Origin of the sequence: Acrocarpospora corrugata (assembly GCF_009687845.1) — a bacterium.
Taxonomy (GTDB): domain Bacteria; phylum Actinomycetota; class Actinomycetes; order Streptosporangiales; family Streptosporangiaceae; genus Acrocarpospora; species Acrocarpospora corrugata.
Genome location: NZ_BLAD01000103.1, coordinates 15,575 through 35,874 on the forward strand (window position 1 = coordinate 15,575; position 20,300 = coordinate 35,874).

The window sequence follows — 20,300 nt, forward strand, 5'->3', positions numbered from 1 at the left end:
ATTCCGTTCCATGCCGTGGAACCTCGTTACCGGTCGGCGGGCCGGTAGCAGCAGCGCAGCCCGGTTTGCACCGTGGTGCGAAGTTCTTCGCCGATGATCTGGTCGGCTTCGGTGATCCGGGTGAGTGCTCTCCTGATGGCTTTGCCGACCGCGATCCTGGCGCGTTCCTCGCTGCCGGTGAACCGGCGGACCCGGCCGCTCATGCCAGTGGCGGCGGCCAGTTCGTCGACCAGCCAGTCGCGTTCGGCGCGCAGTGCCTCGGTCCGGCCGAGGTCGTGCTGGGACTCCAGTTCGTCGATTTCGGCTTGCAGCTGGGCGAGGCGCTGCTTGTAGGTGCGCTTGGCCTGCTCGTCCAGGACCGGCTGGCCGGTGTCGGATTCGCCTTCGGCCATGCCGGGGCCTGCGGCCAGGTCGGTGGCGCGGATCTCGCAGCCGGGGTTGGCGATCAGGGTGGCCAGGTGGCGCATGCCGACGCTGTGGTCGACCAGCACGGTCCGCCCGTTCAGGTCGATCTGCCAGTGCCGGCCGTGCCGGCGGCACCGGCCGACCTCCTTGGACTTGATCGTGGCGCGGGACTCGGGCGCGGCCGGCAGCACCATGCCGAGTTCGGCCGCCTCCTCCTGGGCGAGCGCCAGCTCGCGGGTGGCCGCCTCGTCGTGCGGACCGTTCCGCCGGGCCAGCGCCTGCCCGAGCCGCCACCGCGCCAGCACCGCGGCCGGCCAGTGCCCGAGCGCCAGATTGTCCTGTACGGCTCCGCGCAGATGTTCCACCGCCCGGTCCACGTCGCCGACGGTCAGGCAGGCCACGCCGAGCGCGTGCCGGGTGGAGCCGAAGCAGGAGACGCCCAGGCTGACGATCATGGGCAGCCGGGCGAACGGGCTGAGCAGTTGGTAGGCCTGGGCCGCGGTCTCGGTGTCGTCGAGCAGGTAGGCGGCTTCCACGATGCCGTACATGGTGGTCAGCCAGCTGCTGGAGCGGGGCAGGTCGGCCAGGTCGCGGCCGCGCAGGCGGGCCAGCATGCCGGTGGCGAGCCGCTTGTCGCCCTTGGCGGCGGAGGCGACGGCGAGGGCGGCGAAGTAGGAGTTGTCGACGGCGCTGAGCATCGGCGAGTTGACCATCTCCAGCAGCACCGGGACGAGTTCGGCGATCCGGCCCTGGAACCAGCGGATGGTGCCGAGCTGGCCGCCGTACCAGCCGGTGGTGTCGACGTCGCCGGCGATGGAGCCGCGTTCCGCGGCCACGTTGGCGAGGGTCTCGGCCTGCCCGAACTTGCCGGTCCGTACGGCCAGCATGACGTCCATGGCGCTGACCACGAAGCCGACGGCGCGGTGGTCGTGCTGGTCGAGGCGGGAGCGCAGCTCTTCGAGGGCGCGCTCGGCGTGCGGGTCGGCGGCCAGGAAGCGGTCGACGGTCTGCCAGAGCAGGCCCATCAGCAGGTCGCCGCGGCGGCCGGTGCTGCCGGCCTGGGCGACCAGTTCTTCGGCCAGGTCGGCGCGGAGCATGCCGTGCTCGGGCGCGAGCAGGCAGTGGTGGGCGAGGCTGAGCGCCTCGGCCAGGGCCTGCGCGTCGCCGGCCCTGCGGGCCTCCGCGACGATCTTGATGATGGCGGCGTGCTCGCCGTTGCGGTAGTCCTCCTCGCCGGTGAGGCGGGCCCGCAGGCGCAGGGCGAGCGTCGAGCGGGCGTCGATGGCGGCCAGCGCGTGCCGCTGGCGCATCCGGACCAGGCCGGCTTCGACGGTGGTCCGGTGCTCGTGCACCCAGACTCCGCCGAGGCCGAGTGCGGAGCGGGCCATCGCGGTGGCGTTGTTCTCGCCCTGGGCCATCCGGTAGGCGTCGTCGAACCAGCGTCGAGCCGCCTGCAGGTCGCCGTCCACGTAGAGCGCGCGTTCGCCGGCGATGAGTGTGAATTCGATGCCGTCGCCGAAGTCGGCTGAGCAGGTCTCCAGCCCTTGTACCAAGCTCACGGCTTCCTCTCATCCTGCAGGGTCGGTTCGGTTCCTCCAGGCCTTGCCTGTACGACTCAAGTGATAGGTGTACCGCTTGCATGTTCCTTGACGGTCGCTTGCTCTGTCCGAGTTTCGTGACACGGGGTGGAACGGGGTGGAACGCCCTAGCTGGATACGCCTCAGTTCGGCGTAGAGGAACACTCGTTGGTCACAACGGTCCAGAGCGGCGACTGGTTCACCCCGATAGGGCGCTATTTGCGTTTGCCGGGTCGGCGGTGGGCCGCGCGGTGCGAGCCGGTGCCGGTGAGCGACCGGACGGAGAGCTCGTCGTACCGCTCCTGGTCGGCCTTCTCGCTGCTCAGCAGGGTGCCGGCGACCGCGCACAGGAAGCCGAACGGGATCGACACCAGGCCGGGGTTCTCCAGCGGGAACAGGTGGAAGTCGACGCCGGCGGGCAGGAGCGACAGGCTGGCTCCGGTGACCGGGTCGATCTTGCCGGAGACCACGGGGGACAGGGCCATCAGGACCAGCGAGCCGATCAGGCCGCCGTAGATTCCGGCGACCACGCCGGCCGAGTTGAACCGCCGCCAGAACAGCGACAGGACGATGGCGGGCAGGTTGGCGGAGGCGGCCATCGCGAACGCGAGCGCCACCAGGAAGGCCACGTTCAGGTTCCTGACCACCACGGCGAGGACCACGGCGAGCGCGCCGACCAGGAAGGCGGCGAACCGGGCCACCGCGACCTCCTGCGACTCGCGCGGGCGGCCGAGCATCAGCACGTGGCCGAAGTAGTCGTGGGCCAGGGACGTGGAGGAGGCCAGCACCAGGCCGGAGACCACGGCCAGGATGGTGGCGAAGGCGACCGCGCCGATGAAGGCGAGCAGGATGTCGCCGCCGATCGGGCCGCCCGCGAACTCGCCGAGGGCGTGCGCCAGCTGGAGGGCGGCGGTGTTGCCGGCCGGGTCCTGGGCGGCGATGGCCTTCTGGCCGACCACGGCGGTGGCGCCGAAGCCGAGCGCGAGCGTCATCAGGTAGAAGACGCCGACCAGGCCGATCGCCCAGTTGACCGAGGTGCGGGCGGTGCGGGCGTCGGGGACGGTGAAGAACCGGCTGACGATGTGCGGGAGCCCGGCGGTGCCGAGGACGAGGGCGACGGCCAGGCTGATGAAGTCCAGTTTGTTGATCAGGGTGCGCAGCGGGTCGCCCTCGATCTCCCTGCCGTACTTGAGGCCGGGCTGGAGGAAGTCGGCGGAGCGGCCGCTGGCCTCGGCGGCGGCGCCGAGCATGTCGCTCACGTTGAAGCCGAACCGGCCGAGCACCAGGAGGGTGAGCACGACCGTGCCGGTCATCAGCAGCACGGCTTTGATGATCTGCACCCAGGTGGTGCCCTTCATGCCGCCGTAGGTGACGTAGAAGACCATCATCAGGCCGACCACGATGATGGTCAGGACCTTGGCGGCGCCGGCGGACAGGCCCATGAAGGTCTCGCCGGGGTGGATGCCGAGCAGCAGCGAGACCAGCGCGCCGGCGCCGACCATCTGGGCCAGCAGGTAGAAGACCGAGACGGTGACGGTGGAGATGGCGGCGGCGGTGCGCACCATGGGCTGCCGCCTGGCCCGGTAGGAGAGCACGTCGGCCATGGTGAAGCGGCCCGCGTTGCGCATCAGCTCGACCAGCAGCAGGGTGAGCAGCCAGGCGACCAGGAAGCCGATGGAGTAGAGGAAGCCGTCGTAGCCGGACAGGGCGATGATGCCGGCGATGCCGAGGAAGGACGCGGCGGACATGTAGTCGCCGGCCAGGGCCAGGCCGTTCTGCGGGCCGGAGAAGCCGCGGCCGCCGGCGTAGAAGTCGTCGGCGTCGCGGGTGTTGACGCGGGCCCAGACGGTGATGCCCAAGGTGATCAGGATGAACACCAGAAACAGGCCGAACGTCAGGAATCGACCATCTCCCTGCATGTCAGCCTCTCGTCCAGTTCTCGATCCGCCGGCGCTCGGCCATGACCTGCTCGACGTGCTCGCGTTCGACCTGGCGGCGGGCGGCCTCGTCGCGCAGCTGCGCGGACAGCGGGTCGAGCATGCGGCGGGCGTACCGGGTGTAGCGCCAGGCCAGCACGAAGGTGGAGACGAACTGAAGGACGCCGAGGAGCAGGGCCATGTTGATGTGGCCGAACGCGGGGCGGGCCATGAAGTCGCGGGCGAACGCCGACAGCGCGATGTAGAGGAAGTACCAGCCCAGGAAGGAGGCGACGATGGTCACCGCCAGGCGCCGGAACCTGGTGCGCAGCAGGTGGAACCTGCGGTCCTGGGCCAGTGCGGTGAACTCCCCGCCGGGGACGGCCGACATGCGCGGTTCTCCGGCCATCCGGCCCTCCTGTTGTCACCCTGCGTGGCTATGTCACTCCGCAACGAAACCAAACGATAGGGGTGGGTCCAGGTTTTTTCCGGAAAACGCAGGAATAGCTAGTCGGCTTCGGCGCTGCCGCTGACCCGGAGTTTGCGGCGGGCCCGCTCGTAGAAGGTGGTGGTGCCGAGCCGTACGACGTGGGCGGCCGAGCGCTGGGCGCTGACGGTCAGGGATTGGCCCGCATTCAGGTAGCCGGCGATCTGGCCGTCCACTTCGACGGCGAGGCGTCCGCTGGAGGGCAGCACGTCCAGGGTGACCTCCTCGTCGATGGACAGGACCAGGGCCCGGTTGAAGGTGGAGTGCGCGGCGGAGGGCACCACCAGGAAGCCCTCCACGGTCGGTGAGACGATCGGGCCGCCGGCCGAGAAGCTGTAGGCGGTGGAGCCGGTCGAGGTGGCGACGATCACCGCGTCGGCGGCCAGCCGGACGAACGGGCTGCCCTCCACCGAGACCGAGACGGCGGCCAGGCCGTCGCCGGGGATGCGGACCAGGGCGATGTCGTTGAAGGCCAGCAGCGCGCCGACGCCGGGCAGCATGGCCCGGACGGCCATCCGGGGCTCGACCGTGTACTGGCGGTTGTCGATGGCGGAGAGCGCGGGCGGCAGTTCGTGCACGTCGATCTCGGCGAGGAAGCCGAGTTTGCCCAGGTTGACGCCGAGGACGGGGGTGTTGCGGCCGGAGTTGAGGCGCATCGCGCGCAGCATCGTGCCGTCGCCGCCGAGGCTGACCAGCAGGTTGGCGCGGCCGGCCAGCGCGGCCGCGTCGACGGGGACGGCGCTGCAGTCGATGCGGCCGACCTCGTCGTGCAGGCCGAGTACGGTCACCTCGCGGAGCCGGGCCCAGTCGATGATCGTCTCTATGGCTTCCTTGGAATCCCGCCGTGGGTGCAGGATCACGCCGACCGTACTCACCATGCCCATGTCATCACTGTAGGTGATCATGCTGGTGAGCCATTGGCAGCCTCCCCTTTTGGACAGATATCAGACGAAATATTGATCTCCGGAACCCGTATAGCTAGATTTCACGTTCAGCTGCCTGGGGGCATGGTGGCGGCTGGAGGTCTGATGGGCGACTTGGTACGGACGGCGCTGGAATTTCCGGCCGTCCTTTTCACCTTCGCGCTCCTGGTCGTGCTGGTGTTCTGGGTGCTCGTGGTGGCCGGTCTGGTCGGCCTGGACGACGGCGAGCTGCTGAGCGTGCCGATGGCCGCGGCGGTCTCGATGTTCGTGGCCTTCGCCTGGTTCGTCACGCTCGCCGGAACCGCGCTGTTCACCGGCGGCCCGGCCCGGGTCGCCACACTCGCCGTCGCGCTGGCCGGGGGCTGGCTCGGCGGGCGTTTCCTGCTGGCCGTCGTGCGCAGGGCGCTGCCCGCGGACCGGGCGCCGTCCCGTACGGACTTCGTCGGGCGGCTCTGCGTGCTGCGCACCGGCACGGTGACCCGGGATTTCGGCCAAGCCGAAGTGCACGCAGAGGACGGCTCGTCCGCGGTGATCCAGGTCCGCCAGACCGGCACCGACACCTTCCGCGCGGGGGGAACCGCGCTGATCTTCGACTATGACGTGGAAGGCGAATTCTTCTGGGTCATGCCTTACGAGGGGGAACTCTAGATGGATGTCATCTCGGCCGGCGCGGGCATATTAGTCGCCGTCATCCTGCTGATCGTGATCGGCCTGGTGTTCGTCATCAGCCGGCTGTTCCACAAGGTGGAGCAGGGTAAGGCGCTGATCGTCTCCAAGGTGCGCCGGGTGGACGTCACCTTCACCGGCGCGGTGGTGCTGCCGGTGGTGCACAAGGCCGAGGTGATGGACATCTCGGTGAAGACCATCGAGATCGAGCGCTCAGGCAACGAGGGCCTGATCTGCCGGGACAACATCCGGGCCGACATCCGGATCACCTTCTTCGTCCGGGTCAACAAGACCGCCGAGGACGTGGTGAAGGTCGCCCAGGCCATCGGCACCGCGCGGGCCAGCGACGAGGGCACCCTGCAGACGCTGTTCAACGCCAAGTTCTCCGAAGCGCTCAAGACCGTCGGCAAGCACCTGGACTTCGTCGACCTGTACACCAAGCGGGACGAGTTCCGGGACCAGATCCTGCGCGTCATCGGCACCGACCTCAACGGGTACAGCCTGGAGGACGCGGCCATCGACTACCTGGAGCAGACCCCGCTCTCCAAGCTCGACCCGGCCAACATCCTGGACGCCCAGGGCATCCGCAAGATCACCGAGCTGACCGCGATCGAGCACGTGCGCACCAACGAGTTCCAGCGCAACGAGGAGAAGGAGATCACCCGGCAGAACGTGGACGCCCGGGAGGCCATCCTGGAGCTGGAACGGCGGCAGGCCGACGCGGAGACCAAGCAGAAGCGCGAGGTCGAGACCATGCAGGCGCGCGAGGAGGCGGAGACCGCCAAGGTCCGCGCCGAGGAGCGCCTCAAGGCCGAGGCCGCGGCGGTGAAGACCGACGAGCAACTCGGCGTGCAGCGGCAGAACCGGGACCGGGAGATCGCCGTCGCGCAGAAGAACCGCGAGCGGGTCATCGCCATCGAGACCGAGCGGATCGAGAAGGACCGCCTGCTCGAAGTGATCGCGCGGGACCGGGAGACCGAGCTGTCCAAGATCTCCAAGGACAAGGAGCTCGAAGTCGAGAAGCGGGCCATCGCCGAGGTGATGCGGGACCGGATCGCCGTCGACAAGACGGTGGCCGAGCAGGAGGAGAGCATCAAGCGGCTGCGCGTGGTCGAGGAGGCCGAGCGCACCCGCCAGGCCATCGTCATCGGCGCCGAGGCCGAGGCCCAGGAGAACCTGGTCAAGGACATCAAGGCGGCCGAGGCCGCCGAGCAGGCCGCCAGGTTCCGGGCCCGCGAGGAGCTGGTGCTGGCCGAGGCGCGGCAGCAGACCGCCGAACTGGACGCCCGCGCCAAGATCCGGCTGGCCGAGGGCGTGCAGGCGGAGGCGGCCGCCACCGGGCTGGCCGAGGTGCAGGTCAAGGAGCGGGACGCGGCCGCCATCGAGAAGGTCGGCAGGGCGCAGGCCGCCGTCGACCGGGAGAAGGCGCTGGCCGGCGCGGACGGCACCCGGGAGCGGTTGAAGGCGGAGGCGGAGGGCGAGCAGGCCAAGGCCATGTCGGCCGCCGCGATGGTGGGCGAGCGGCTGAAGGCCGAGGCCGAGGGCCTGACCGAGAAGGCGGCCGCGATGGCCGCGATGACCGACGCGAGCCGGGGGCACGAGGAGTACCGGCTGCGGCTGGAGGCGGAGAAGGAGATCCGGCTGGCCGGGGTCAGGGCGCACCGCGAGGTGGCCGAGGCGCAGGCGGCCGTGCTCTCCGCCGGGCTGCAGAAGGCCAACATCGACATCGTCGGCGGGGACTCCATGTTCCTCGACAAGCTGGTCGGGTCGATCGCGATGGGCAAGAGCGTGGACGGGTTCCTGGGCGGGTCCGAGGCGATGCAGGCGATCGCGGCGCCGTACCTGAACGGGTCGGAGAGCATCGCCGACGACCTGGCGAAGATCATCGGCGGGCTGGACAGCGCGGACGTGCGGAACATGACGCTGTCGGCGTTCCTCGTCAAACTCATTCAGTCGGGCGGGGAGGACACCGACAAGCTGCGTGAACTTCTCAGCACCGCGCAGCGGCTCGGCGTGGCCGAGGCTCCGGTGGCCGCGCTCGGGCCCGTCAAGACGAAGTCGTGACCGTCAATCTGGACGCCGGCACGTACGAGATCCTTCGTGCCCGGCTGGCTCAGCAGGCCGATGAGCTGGCGGCCGCGGCGGAGGCGCTCAACCAGCGGCGGCTGGGCGTGTTCGGCAGCTCCGAACTGCGGCTGATCGGGACCGAGCGGATCAGGACCGCGAACAACTGCGTGCCCAGGGACATCGTGTCGGCCGGGGACACCATGGTGTTCGGCTACAACGTGTTCATCGGGCTGAAGCCGCAGACGGCGGTGGCGGACGTGTTCGCGTTCCACCGGTTCTCCCGGGACGGGGACGCGTACCGGTTCGAGGACGCGCCCGGGCTGTTCACCGACCCGCAGTTCGAGCGGGATTTCGGCGAGCTGTACCGGTACTACAAGGAGACGCGGCTGCTGCAGCTGCGCCGGATCGAGGGGCGGCTGCTGGCGGTCTTCCAGACCGGGCCGCAGGACATCCGGGTGCTGCGCTGGGCGGTCGGCAACGACGGGACGCTCACCTATCTGGACAACCGGGGGGAACGCGATCACGTGTTTCCGCCCGCGCACGACTTCGAGTGGGTGGAGACGACTCGGGACGATCATGTGCTGGGGCGGCATCCGCACATCTCGATCGGGGGTGAGCTGTTCGTCGAGACCGTCGGCGGGGATCTCACGATCAAGATCGAGAACAATACGGAGTCGGGGGAGGGCGTCTACCGGGAGCCGGTCGCTGAGCCGTTGCAGAGCCTGGCGGACGCGGATGTGTGGCATGCCCGGGTGGGGCCGCTGGTGCTGCTGAAGATCCGTCCTTACAAGGAGACCGAGTGGCGGTATCTGGTGTTCAACACCAGGACCAAGGAGGTCGTCCGGCTGGACGGGATCGGGCAGGCGTGCCAGCGGCTGCCGGAGGATCAGGGGATCATTTTTCCGGGGGGTTATTACCTGACCACCGGGGTTGTGAAGACGTTCGAGACTGATGTGGCGAGTCTGGAGTATGAGCGGGTTATCCGGGCTGAGGAGGATGTGCTCTACGTCTTTCACGCGCGGGAGGAGGGGCGGTCGCTGCTGCTGCCGTACAACGTGATCCGCAAGGAGGTGGCGACGCCGATCTCCTGTCACGGGTACTCGTTGTTCGACGACGGCACGCTGGTGGTGTTCAAGGCGGTGTCGGATGAGCCGACGCGGGTTCATCCGATGCAGGTGTGGCAGACGCCGTACACGGCTGAGACGGCCGCGCCGACCGGGACCGGGCAGCTGGAGCGGATCGGGAACGGGGAACTGGTCCGGGGGATTTCGGACTGCCTGTCGATCACGCGGATGGTGCGCGAGATGTCGCCGGCCGCGGCCGTGTTCGAGGCGTTGATCGCGGCCTGTGAGCGGGCCTTCGACGCCTACCACTGGCTCGGCGAGCATGACCTGCGGGAACCGCTGACCGCGCTGCGGGGCACCGCCGAGCAGGTGCTCGACGAGTTCGAGAACGTGCAGGAGCTGACCGAGCAGGCCGTGCTCGCGCTGGACGAGGCGGCGGCGCGGATCAAGGCCATCGAAGGCGACGGGGTGACCCGGCTCGCCGAACTGCGGCGCGCGCAGGGGCATCTGGTGACGTTGCGGGAGCGGCGGCACCTCGACCTCGCCCGGCTGGACGCCATGGCGGCGAGCCTCGGGCAGGAGCTGGCCGCGACCGCCGGGCGGGTCGTCGAGCACCTGAAGGGCGACGACGCGTTCACCGGCTTCCACGACGAGGTGAACCGGCTGGCCGCCGACGCGGAGGCGATCACCACCGTGGCCGGCGCGGCGCCGGTCACCGAGCGGCTGGGCCGGCAGTCCGTCGGCTTGGAGACGCTCGTCGAAGTCGTCGGGACGCTCGACGTCGAGGCGACCGCGCGGACCGCGATCCTGGAGCGGGTCGGAGCGGTGCTGGCCGGGATCAACCGGGCGCGGGCCACCCTGGACGCGCGCCGCCGCGAACTGCTCGGCAGCGAAGGGCGCGCCGCCTTCGCGGCCGAGTTCGCGCTCCTCGGACAGGCCGTCGCCGCCGGGCTCGCCGGATCCAGCACCCCCGAACGCTGCGACGAGCAGCTCGGGCGGCTGCTGCTCCAGCTGGAAGGTCTCGAATCCCGTTTCACCGACTTCGACGACTTCCTCGCCCAGCTGGAACAGAAACGCGAAGACGTCTACGAGGCGTTCTCCGCGCGCAAACAGACCCTCCTGGACGAGCGGGCGCGCCGGGCCGACCGTCTCGTCGAGTCCGCGGATCGCATTCTGGGCAGCGTACGGCGTCGCTCGGCCGGACTCACCACCCTCGACGAGGTCAACACCTACTTCGCCACCGACCCGATGGTCGGCAAACTTCGCGCCGTCGCCGCCGAACTCCGCGAACTCGGCGACCGGGTCCGCGCCGAAGAACTCGACGGCCGCGTCCGCGCCGCCCGCCAGGAGGCCGGCCGATCCCTCCGCGACCGCCTCGACCTGTTCGACGGCGACGCGGTACGGCTCGGCCGGCACCGCTTCGCCGTCAACACCCAGCCCGCTGACCTGACTTTGGTGCCCCACGAAGACGGCATGGCCTTCGCGATCACCGGCACCGACTACCGCTCCCCGGTCACCGACGCGGCCTTCCAGGCGACCCGCCCGTTCTGGAACCAGCTCCTGGTCTCCGAGACCACCGAGGTCTACCGCGCAGAACACCTCGCCACCGCCGTCCTTGCCACTACTGGCTTCCCCACCGCTGGTCTCGCCACCGCTGGTCTCGCCACCGCTGGTCTCGCCTCTGCTGGTTTCGCCTCTGCTGGTTTCGCCTCTGCTGGTCTCGCCTCTGCTGTTTCCGCCTCTGCTGTTTCTGGCACCGCTGTTTCTGGCACCGTCAACGACCTGTCCGAACGCGACCTGCTCCCGATCGTCCGCCGCGCCGCGGAAGAACGCTTCGACGAGGGCTACGAGCGCGGCGTCCACGACCACGACGCAGCCGCCATCCTGCGGGTGGTCCTCGACCTGCACACCGGCGCCGGCCTCCTCCGCTACCCCGCGCAGGCCCGCGCCGCCGCCCAGTTCTTCTGGGCCTTCGGTACGGACGACGCGACCCGGAACAGATGGACAACCCGGGCCCGCTCACTGGCCCGCGCCCGCGCCCTGTTCGGCGGCAGCCCCCCGGCCATCGCGGAACTCCAGCGCGAACTGGCTTCAGCCATCGCCAAATTCACCGCGGAACACGGCATCACGGGCTCCGGCGACTCCGGACTTGGTGCTCCCGGGCTGGGCGGCTACGCGTCTGCGACCTCCGGCGTAGGGGTGTCAAATCCTGGGACCTCTGGATTCACAAATTCCGGCTCTGCGAGCTTGGGCCATGGGATTTCCGTTCCTGCGGGTCTCGGTCATGGGACGTCTGGTCCTGCGGCTCTCGGTCATGGGACGTCTGGTCCTGAGACCTTTGGGTTCGTGGGTCGCCGGCATGCGGAGAGAGCGGGCGAATCGGCTCTGGGCGTCGGAGTCGATGCCGCCGATTACCTTTTCGAGGAGCTCGCGGATGCTTCGGAAGGGTTCGTGACGAGTGCTGGGGTTCGAGCGTTTCTGGATAAGTTTCGGGCTTCGCTTGGGCCGGAGCGGGTTGAGGCGCTTTCCGAAGAGTTGGCGGCGGTCGAGTTGCGGGAGCGGCATCAGCTCGCGCTGGCCTGGCTGACGTCATATGCGGCGACTGTCGATGTGGGGGATGTGCTGCAGGAAGCTGTGGCCGTGCTGCTGTGTGAGCTGCCGCGGCAGGAGTCGTCGGCGGTGCTGACCGGGGTGGCCGAAGGGCTGCTGGGGGCGCATCCGCGGATCGAGGGGCGGCGGCTGGAGATTCGGTTGGACGAGATCCTGGCGCGGACCCGGCGGTTCCGGGATGAGCGGATGCCCGCGTATCGGGCCTACCAGCGGCAGCGGGGAGAGCTGGTTGCTGCGGAGCGGCGGCGGTTGCGGCTGGATGAGTTCCGGCCGAACGTGATGAACGCCTTTGTGCGTAATCGGCTGCTGGATGAGGTGTATCTGCCGCTGATCGGGGACAACCTGGCGAAGCAGCTGGGGGATGGGAACAGTACCGACCAGATGGGCATGTTGCTGCTCATCTCGCCGCCCGGGTACGGCAAGACGACGTTGATGGAGTATGTCGCCAGTCGGCTCGGGCTGGTGTTTGTGAAAGTCAACGGGCCCGCGCTTGGGCATGCGGTGACTTCGGTGGATCCCGGTGAGGCGCCCGGCGCGACTGCGCGCCAGGAGATCGAGAAGATCTCGTTTGCCCTGGAATGCGGCAACAACGTGCTGCTGTACCTCGACGACATTCAGCACACCGCGCCGGAGCTGCTGCAGAAGTTCATCTCGCTGTGTGACGCCCAGCGCCGGATGGAAGGTGTGTGGAACGGCCGGACCCGGACCTATGACCTGCGTGGCAAGCGGTTCGCGGTGTGTATGGCGGGCAACCCGTACACCGAGTCTGGCCAGCGTTTCCGCATCCCTGACATGCTGGCCAACCGGGCCGACGTCTGGAACCTCGGTGAGGTCCTGTCCGGCAAGGAGGACCTTTTCGCGCTCAGTTACATCGAGAACGCCCTGACCTCCAACGACATTCTCGCCCCCGGCGCCGACCGCGGCGACATCGTTCAACTGGTCCGGCTGGCCCGCGGCGAAGGCAACGCCGACCAACTCGACCACCCCTACGGCGCCACCGAACTGGAACAGATCCTCGGCGTCCTCCGCAACCTCCTCCGCGTCCAGGAGGTCGTCCTCTCAGTAAACCGCGCCTACATCGCCTCCGCCGCCCAAGCCGACGCCAGCCGCACCGAACCCCCGTTCCAACTCCAGGGCTCCTACCGCAACATGAACAAACTCGCCCAGCGCGTCGTCCCCGTCATGAACGCCACCGAACTCAACGCCATGATCGACGACCATTACCTGGGCGAAGCCCAGACCCTCACCTCCGGCGCCGAATCCAACCTCCTCAAACTCGCCGAACTCCGCGGCACTCTCACCTCCGCCCAGGCCGCCCGCTGGTCCGAGGTCAAATCCGGCTACCTCCGCCAGCGCACCCTTGGCGGCCCTGACGACGACCCCATGACCCGCGCCATCGGCGCGATAGGCCTCCTCGCCGACAACGTCTCCAACATCGAAAAAGCCCTAACCAGAAACGACCCCTGAGTATGGTCGGGGCTGATGCGCACTTTCTCGCCATTTCAACCCGTGCATGCAGTTCTCCCGAACACGGCTTTCCGACGTCCTTCACCGGCGAGTATGCGCCGTCACCGCGCGGCGTGCTGAAAGGCCCTGCCTCCTGCTACTGATCCGCCACGATCGGCGTAGGTCACGGGTCCGGCCGCGATAGTCGACAGCCTCACCACGCGGCCGAGGAACGCGCCACCCGCTCCGGCGTGCCGCGCAACTCGTTCTCCAGCTCCTCGATGATTCGCTGGGCCAGCACCCGCAGCCTCGCTCTGCGCGCGGTCAGCTCCTCGGTGAAAGTCCGCGCCACCGGCCCCACCCAGACCGCTTTGCCGGTGAACTCCACATGCGGCCGGTCCAAGGCCTCCTCCAACTGCGCCACCTGCACACGCACCTTGGCCAGGACCCGCCGCAATTCCTCGCTACGAGGGTTGGGGGCCATGTCCTGTGGGTTGGGGGCCATACTTTTCCCCGCTTTCCTCGGAACGGCTTGCGCGGTCTCCCAGACGATATGAGATGGTGCGCTCAGGCGGCCAGCTCTTTGGAGGATATCCAATGCCCCGTTCCACCCGAAGCCTTGCGCTGCGGATCGGCGCGACGATCCTGGCGGCCGTTCTGGTCGCGGTGATCGCCGTGACCGTGATCGGCAACGAGAAGGAACCGACGGTGGCCGAGGCGGGCGAGACGCTCAAGGCGCACGTCCTCAAGCTTTTCGACGAGTTGAGGGCCCGGAACATCCAGGTCACCGACCCTGGAGGTAAGGACATTTCCTGCGAGGACGGCAAAGCCAAGCGCACCTTCGCCGCCACCGGTCTGGATATCAGTCCGCAGCGGATGCCCGACATCTTGAACAACATCATGATAGGCGCTATGGGCCGAGTCGCCGACTACCAGGTCGCCAACAGCCAGGGCTCGGCCGTCCGCATGGTGAACGAGCCCGCAAGAACCGTCATCCTGCTGAATTCCACAAAGAACGGCCAGTATTCCGTACAGGGTGAGACCCAGTGCCTCAGTCGGTCATGAGCTCCGGTTTCCCATAAATCTTTCCCCGGCTATAGGCGTTCTCATGGCCACCGATATAGTTATCGGCCTGTTGTACGGCCAGTTCTCCCAGAGAAAGCGGATTGCCTTTCCCCAGGCCGTTGTCAACCATCCATTGGTCGAAGGCCTGTATCCCCTCAGTGCCCCGCTGGAAGATTTCGCCGAACGGGCGAAGGTTGCCGTTTGAGTCGGCGATGATGCCGGCTGGGGGCGTCTGAGGAGCGAACCCCTGCTTCATGAGGAGCAGAGCCATCTCATGGCGGCGTCCCAACTTCACCGTTTCGGCCGACTCTCGAAGTTCCTCCGCCTTCTCCTTCGAATCCCGGCCGTAGGTGTAGTAAGCGGAAACCCCGGTGGACAACGCGGTCCACGTCACGGGGATGGCGGTGAATGGACTGACCAGCCCGAGAGCCGCCAGGGTGGCTCCCGCGACGAAGCTCTCAGCCTTCTCGGCGCCCTCGGCCTGCTCGTCCTCGGGCTGGAGCACATGTACGGCAGCCGCCAACTCAGTACCCCGGACATTGCCCAGAGCTTTGAACAGACTGTCCAGCGAGGTGGGATCCCCGCTGTTCTTCACGGTGTTCAACGGCTGGGAAAGCGTCCGCTGGAGAAACTCATCCATGCCCACGCCGAACCGGAGTCGCGCTTCGGCGTTACCGGCGAATGTGGTCATGAAGCGGAAGGTGTCCTCGGGGCTCAGCCGGAAGGAGCCACGAACCTGCGGGAGTGGCGTCCATTCGAACCAGCCGGGGGCGACCTGCTCGGCGCTGTCCTTGGCCAGGTCGGCGTCATTGAGATTGGCGCCCAGGGTGATCTCGGTGGCGTAGGAGGCCGCGATCTCCGCCAGGTGAATCCGGGTCGCGTCGTTCAATCGCCACTCATCGGCCCCGGTCATCACCGCGTAGGCGAACACGGCCGCCTCCCGGCTGTGCTTGCCGTCCTGCTCGTCGTAGACGCCGCTGGCGGCGGCCAGTAACCGCCCGAAGGCCTTGGACTGCTCCGGAAGCCCTCTGATCCGGTCGTTGAGCCCCTTCAAGAAGGCGGTCAGGCTGGGTCGGACGTCCCCAGGCGTGGGGGATTCCCCGAAGGGAGGTGTCTTTAGGGGCGGCAGGGTCGGGCGGGGGCTCAAGCGGATCGCCGGGGTGATCGCCAAGCGGGCCGCGGCCGGATTGTTGGCCAGCGCGTTCAGCAACCCCGCCGATGGCACCCCGTCCACGAGCATGGGCGCGACGCGCTCGGCCAGCCACACATCCGGGTAGTCGCCCTGGCCGAGCAGAGCCGAAAGCATCTGTATGCCCTCAGCGTCCCCGCTCTCCACCTCTTCCACGGCTTTCATCACCGCGGCGAACCCGGGCACCTGCGCGCCGCCGCTGACCGCGCTCGCGAAAGCCAGCCCTGCCACTCGCTCCGCGTCCTGCGACTCCTGCCCGTGCAGTCGCCGCAACGCCGGCACGATCTGGCGCATCCCGTCCCGGCCGAGGGCGGCGAAGAACGCGGCGGTGAAGACTGGATCGTCCTGATGCGCCTCCAGTTCCTGGAACACCGCGGCCAGCCGGTCGGAGGCGTACGGACCGGTGAAATGGAACTCCTCGGGATCGATGGCGGCGAAGCGCTCACCCAACGCCTCACCGAGCTGCTGTGCCTGGGCCGGGGGCAGCAGCGCGTCCTCTCGGTAGGGCCGCAGGCCCGGGCCGAACGCCGCGGTGACCGCCGACACCGCGGCGGCAAGCGCCGTCGCAGGTGTGGCGGCGGCAGACGCGGGGGCGGGAATGTCGGGCACCGGAGCGGTGATGGCCGCCAGCCGCTGCCGCAGCCGGGGAACCTGCTGCTCGGCCCAGCCGCCGATCTCCCGGATCGGCGCCAGGCCCGCCGCCGGCAGATCGACCGAAGCCAGCTCCCGGCGGATGTTCTCCACCTGCTCGGCGATGACCTGACCGGCCCGCTCCAACTCGGTGATGAACCCGTCCATCAACACCGGATCGATCCCGGCGAACTCGGGCGAGAGCGGCCCGGTCCCCGGTGGTACAGAGGGACTCTCTGTCATGCCTCCATCATCGGCGACACCCGCTCACGAGGTGATGGTTCAGCACCAGATTGGCCTGAAACACCGACACTCCACCCCTTGGAGCAGGCAGGCGAGGGCCAGAGCGCCCGGACGATTTGAGGATCACATCGCCGCGGCGCCGCCGTCGGCCGCCTGAGTCGCGCTCTTGGCGCGGGCATGGCGAAAGCAATCGCCGACGGGGTGTGGGTAGCGCCGGTTCCCCGGCTGTCGTGCGGGGTGGGCGGCGGTTCCACGGGCCGGTCGGGGTTCCTTTCGTCAACGGTGCCGGATAACGCCGACTCGCTTGGGCTCACAGTGCGGCGCGGTAGACGTCCTTGGCGAGTTTGGTGATCTTCTTGGTGGAGTCGGACCAGGAGGTGGTCTGGGTGGTCAGGAGGACCATGATGTAGCGGTCGCCGAGGACGCCGGTGGTGTGCAGGACCGGGTGGGCGAAGTCGACGTCGGCGGCGGAGGCCCGGACCCGGACGCACTTGGAGGGGGGCACCGAGCCGTAGCCGGACCAGCCCTGTTTGACGCCCCAGGGTTTGGGGACGGCTCGGGGGATGCCGAAGTACTGGTCGAAGCCGTCGCTGCCGCACTGGTCGGCTTTGCGGAGCTGGGTGAGGACGGCGTTGCGGACCTTGGGGTCGGCCTTCTCCAGCAGGTAGCGGTAGACCTTGGCGATGTCCAGGGCGCTGATCGCGGTATAGCCCCAGAAGCCAGGTTTGTCGGCGGGCGGGGGGCTGGTGTCGGTCAGGCCGAGGCGCTTGGACATGCGGAGGATGATCTTGCCTTGGCCGCCGCGCCGCCAGAGGGTGGTGGCGGCGTTGTCGTCGCTGACCCGGAGCATCGGCTGGAGGAGCGCCAGGTCGGGCTTGTTGACGTCTTCCAGGTGGTCGATGGCGATGAGCAGCTTCACGACCGAGGCGGAGCGGAAACGTTTGTGCACGTTCCGGAAGACGGTCACCTTGCGGAGCTGGCGGTCGTAGACCACGTAACCGGCGGTCACTCCCTTGGGCACGATCACCGGCTTCCGCGCGGTCGGCGAGGGCGACGGCGAGGCCGCGGAGACGAACGACGCCGCCTTCGCGACCGGAACCTCCGCCTCCGACGCGCAGCCGGCGACCGCGGGAGCGGCGAGAAGAAGGACAACGGAGGTCACCATGGTCGAGCGCACGCGCCAAAGTTAGCCGACGATCGGAATTCGTCGCGGCGATATGAACCATTTTCGGCTTCCAGAATCCGACATTCAGTAACAAACAACCCGATAGCGATCATGCTTCCGGGTGGGTGGTGCCCCGCATCGGCCAGAGTAGTGATCACGCCTCCAACTGGGCGTGCCCCGCATCGGGCCGAAGGGTGATCGCGTCCCCGAACGGACGGCGCGCCGCATCGGGCCGAGTGGTGATGATGCCTCGGGGCGGTGGTGTCCCGTATTGGCTTTCGTATTGTTCGCCCGTCGCGGTGACCTATGGCACTAACCTTCTGTGCTCATGGTGCTACTGCGGGTCATCGCATCTTTCGTCCTGTTATTGCCGCCGATTCCCAGTACGGAGATCGGTCAGCTGCTGGGGGTACCTGCCTATTTCGCGCCGGCCACCTGGTCCCGGCTCACCGGCCCCTCGATCGCGGTCGCCAATCCGGTCTCGGGGCCGGGCCGTACCGTCGACGCGGAACTCGCCGCCGCCATGTCCGCCGCGCATGAGCGCGGCGTCACCGTCCTCGGGTACGTCACGACCGGCTACCTGGGCCGCACCGGACGCGTCACCCGCTTCGGCGAGTCCGACGCCGCCGCCTGGCTGACCCAGACCCAGCAGGAGATCGCCGCCTGGTACCGCCTGTACGGCGACCACGGCCTCACCGGCATCTTCCTCGACGAGGTCGCCGACGACTGCCCGTCCGCCGCCGGCTACCGCGACCTGCGCACCTTCACCCGCCGCTACGACCCGGCCGCCCGCCTGGCCGCCAACCCCGGCACCGGCGTCCCCGAATGCTTCTCCGACGCCGCCGACGTGCTCGTCTCCTTCGAAGGCGACCTGGCCGGCTACCGCACCTGGCAGCCCCCGCAGTGGCAGCTCACCCAGGACCCCCGCCGCTTCTGGCACCTCGTCCACGACGCCCCCGACCCCACCCAGGCCATCAACCTGGGCAAACAACGCAACGCTGGCTACATGTACGTCACCCCCGACGTCCTCGCCAACCCCTGGGACACCCTCCCCGACGACACCTACCTCACCACCGAGAAGGCCAAGGCCACCGCCCCCGACACCCTCCCGCCCGCCAGACCCGGCCCCCCGGAGGCGACCACCCGCGAAGCCACCACCCTGTCGCTACGCTGGCCCGCTTCCCCCGACGCCATCGCCTACGAGATCTACGTCGACGGCCAGCACACCGCCGACACCCTGGCCGGCACCCCCACCATCGACCTCACGTCCCTGAAGCCCGGCCGCCTCTACGGCATCCGCACCCGAGCCAGAGACCACGCCGGCAATCTCTCCCCCTTCAGCTACCCCGCCCGCCTGGCCACGATCCCGTGCCCCGGCCTCCGCCCCACCCGCCCAGAAGCCCTGACCGCCTCCCAGGTCCGCCCCTCCGGCCTCCGCCTCACCTGGCGACCGTCCTCCGATGCCCGCGCCTACGACATCTACCGCGACGGCCTCCTGATCTCCTCCACCCCGGGTACGGCTGCCGCCATCGGCGCCCTCACCCCCGCCACGCCGTACACCTTCACCGTCGTCGCCAGAAACGACGCGGGCGGCTCCTCCGGCCCCGACCTGACCGTCACCACCGCCCCCGCCGGACGCGACCCCATCACCGACCCCGATGGCACGATCGGCCCCGACGCGGTCGTCTACCAGGCCAGCTTCGGAGTGCCCTTCGACATCCACCAGGTCCTCCTGGACCTTGACGGCGATGAGACCACCGGCTTGCCCGTCCTCGGACTCGGAGCCGACCACCTGGTCGAGAGCGGCTGGCTGTTCCGCCACCAAGGCCCGGGCTGGACCTGGACCCCCCTCGCCCCCGTCGACCTGGCCGTCTCCGACGACCGCCACGTCTGGCGAGTCCCCCGGACGGCCTACCCCCAGGTATCACCGCACCGAGCCGTCTTCCGCGGCTCCACCCCCGACGCTTACAGCGAAGTCATCACGGTCGAATGACCGACCACCAGGGCCCGGGAAAGTTGCATTCGCCATATATGCACTGCCCCAAATCGACACTAAATATGGCAAATTGCCTAGTCGGACTGGCTGGGACCCAGCTCGGAACCAGAGTTCCGCCAGGCGTTGCCCTATTCAGGTACCAATTGTCCCTACAAAAAGCAAGACGGCCTCTAATTCACTGGAATTCGGTCCCTATTGCAGAGGACGTTGCCTCGGCCAACGGCTGCCTATACAGTGAAAGTGTCTATTTCGGTCACATGCTGAGGGGCCGCTATATGGCTATAAGTCGCCTATGGGATGCGGATATCTCCGCATCCTTTTCGCGTCGCCTGGGTAAGTCGGCTGCCGAGCTTGGTGCCACCGGAGGCCGTGATGATTGCCCGGATATCTGGGAGCTCGACAACGGCGACATCGCTGTGATCGGCCGTGACGTTACCGAGACGTATCGATCCCGCCTTCCCGAAGATGTGCGTATCGCTACCGACGAAAAACTCGTGATCATCCCACGACGGATGCTTGTGGCAGCCAAAGCGGATATCCCCGATGTCTGAATTCCGACAACTCGATCAGTCCATTGGGGCGCGACTCGCGCGCAACGCCTATCGCCAGGAATTCCGGAGTCTGCAATGGGAGATAGCAGGCCAGGAATCGTGGAAACTCGAACGGAAACAACATTTCAAGGAGCCGGGAGTCAGAAGCTGGGAAGCGTTTTCTCGGGGTGCCTGGAGCGAGGCTCTGCGGCTTATCGAGGAGGAACGCGACTATCTTCGCGAGTTTTCCGCTGAGGTGGCAAGGCTCAACATCGGCCTCTACCGAGTGCGGGTGGTGGAGGAGCCGATCGACCTGTACCT

At 68.3% G+C, this 20,300-nt stretch carries 14 protein-coding genes; 7 read left to right on the forward strand and 7 right to left on the reverse strand.

The window, feature by feature from the left end; genetic code table 11:
- Positions 1-26: 26 nt before the first annotated feature.
- From Acor_RS37450 to Acor_RS37465, 4 genes are all read right to left on the reverse strand, one after another.
- Entirely contained in the window at positions 27-1,964 is a 1,938-nt protein-coding gene (locus Acor_RS37450; RefSeq protein ID WP_246239651.1) for a hypothetical protein, read from the reverse strand.
- Positions 1,965-2,197: 233 nt separating this feature from the next.
- Entirely contained in the window at positions 2,198-3,901 is a 1,704-nt protein-coding gene (locus tag Acor_RS37455) for a solute symporter family protein (protein ID WP_155341513.1), read from the reverse strand.
- Position 3,902: 1 nt separating this feature from the next.
- Positions 3,903-4,307 (reverse strand): DUF485 domain-containing protein, encoded by a 405-nt coding sequence (locus Acor_RS37460; protein WP_246239653.1) that lies wholly within the window; start codon positions 4,305-4,307, stop codon positions 3,903-3,905.
- A gap of 98 nt (positions 4,308-4,405) precedes the next feature.
- Positions 4,406-5,269: an NAD(+)/NADH kinase gene (locus tag Acor_RS37465; protein WP_155341514.1), complete on the reverse strand. Its 864-nt coding sequence runs from the start codon at positions 5,267-5,269 to the stop codon at positions 4,406-4,408.
- A gap of 144 nt (positions 5,270-5,413) precedes the next feature.
- Here Acor_RS37465 and Acor_RS37470 point away from each other — a divergent pair, with 144 nt between their 5' ends.
- The 3 genes from Acor_RS37470 to Acor_RS37480 are packed head-to-tail and all read left to right on the forward strand — an operon-like array spanning position 5,414 to position 13,182.
- Positions 5,414-5,956 carry a hypothetical protein gene (locus tag Acor_RS37470; protein ID WP_155341515.1) on the forward strand — a complete coding sequence of 181 codons (543 nt, stop codon included), beginning with the start codon at positions 5,414-5,416 and terminating at the stop codon, positions 5,954-5,956.
- Positions 5,957-8,038, forward strand: coding sequence for a flotillin family protein (locus Acor_RS37475; protein WP_155341516.1), 2,082 nt, complete (start codon positions 5,957-5,959; stop codon positions 8,036-8,038). It begins immediately after the preceding gene.
- Positions 8,035-13,182 (forward strand): DNA repair ATPase, encoded by a 5,148-nt coding sequence (locus tag Acor_RS37480; RefSeq protein ID WP_155341517.1) that lies wholly within the window; start codon positions 8,035-8,037, stop codon positions 13,180-13,182. Before Acor_RS37475 ends, Acor_RS37480 begins: the two co-directional genes overlap by 4 nt.
- A 193-nt stretch (positions 13,183-13,375) precedes the next feature.
- Here Acor_RS37480 and Acor_RS37485 read toward each other — a convergent pair whose 3' ends face one another.
- Positions 13,376-13,666, reverse strand: coding sequence for a hypothetical protein (locus tag Acor_RS37485; RefSeq protein WP_155341518.1), 291 nt, complete (start codon positions 13,664-13,666; stop codon positions 13,376-13,378).
- A gap of 92 nt (positions 13,667-13,758) precedes the next feature.
- Between Acor_RS37485 and Acor_RS37490 the strand changes: the two genes are divergently transcribed.
- Positions 13,759-14,226 (forward strand): hypothetical protein, encoded by a 468-nt coding sequence (locus tag Acor_RS37490; RefSeq protein WP_155341519.1) that lies wholly within the window; start codon positions 13,759-13,761, stop codon positions 14,224-14,226.
- On the opposite strand, the gene Acor_RS37495 is transcribed toward Acor_RS37490, so the two are convergent.
- Together Acor_RS37495 and Acor_RS37500 are read right to left on the reverse strand one after the other, a co-directional pair.
- On the reverse strand, positions 14,213-16,288 hold the full coding sequence (locus tag Acor_RS37495) for a hypothetical protein (RefSeq protein WP_155341520.1): 2,076 nt from the start codon (positions 16,286-16,288) through the stop codon (positions 14,213-14,215). The two genes, Acor_RS37490 and Acor_RS37495, sit on opposite strands and share 14 nt — an antisense overlap.
- A gap of 310 nt (positions 16,289-16,598) precedes the next feature.
- On the reverse strand, positions 16,599-17,465 hold the full coding sequence (locus Acor_RS37500; RefSeq protein ID WP_246239655.1) for a class A beta-lactamase-related serine hydrolase: 867 nt from the start codon (positions 17,463-17,465) through the stop codon (positions 16,599-16,601).
- A gap of 316 nt (positions 17,466-17,781) precedes the next feature.
- Here Acor_RS37500 and Acor_RS45785 point away from each other — a divergent pair, with 316 nt between their 5' ends.
- From Acor_RS45785 to Acor_RS37515, 3 genes are all read left to right on the forward strand, one after another.
- Positions 17,782-19,446: a spherulation-specific family 4 protein gene (locus Acor_RS45785; protein WP_155341521.1), complete on the forward strand. Its 1,665-nt coding sequence runs from the start codon at positions 17,782-17,784 to the stop codon at positions 19,444-19,446.
- 284 nt (positions 19,447-19,730) lie between these two features.
- Positions 19,731-20,000, forward strand: a complete 270-nt coding sequence (locus tag Acor_RS37510) for a hypothetical protein (protein ID WP_155341528.1) — start codon at positions 19,731-19,733, stop codon at positions 19,998-20,000.
- Positions 19,993-20,300, forward strand: a 308-nt coding sequence (locus tag Acor_RS37515) for a DUF6879 family protein (RefSeq protein WP_340163133.1), incomplete at its 3' end; no start/stop codon positions are given. The genes Acor_RS37510 and Acor_RS37515, both read left to right, overlap by 8 nt.

Coding starts and splice junctions, on each gene's coding strand:
- Acor_RS37460 (WP_246239653.1), bottom strand. CDS start 4,307: ATGGCCGGAGAACCGCGCATGTCGGCCGTCCCCGGCGGGGAGTTCACC.
- Acor_RS37490 (WP_155341519.1), top strand. CDS start 13,759: ATGCCCCGTTCCACCCGAAGCCTTGCGCTGCGGATCGGCGCGACGATC.
- Acor_RS45785 (WP_155341521.1), top strand. CDS start 17,782: ATGGTGCTACTGCGGGTCATCGCATCTTTCGTCCTGTTATTGCCGCCG.
- Acor_RS37475 (WP_155341516.1), top strand. CDS start 5,957: ATGGATGTCATCTCGGCCGGCGCGGGCATATTAGTCGCCGTCATCCTG.
- Acor_RS37485 (WP_155341518.1), bottom strand. CDS start 13,666: ATGGCCCCCAACCCACAGGACATGGCCCCCAACCCTCGTAGCGAGGAA.
- Acor_RS37470 (WP_155341515.1), top strand. CDS start 5,414: ATGGGCGACTTGGTACGGACGGCGCTGGAATTTCCGGCCGTCCTTTTC.
- Acor_RS37495 (WP_155341520.1), bottom strand. CDS start 16,288: ATGACAGAGAGTCCCTCTGTACCACCGGGGACCGGGCCGCTCTCGCCC.
- Acor_RS37455 (WP_155341513.1), bottom strand. CDS start 3,901: ATGCAGGGAGATGGTCGATTCCTGACGTTCGGCCTGTTTCTGGTGTTC.
- Acor_RS37465 (WP_155341514.1), bottom strand. CDS start 5,269: ATGGGCATGGTGAGTACGGTCGGCGTGATCCTGCACCCACGGCGGGAT.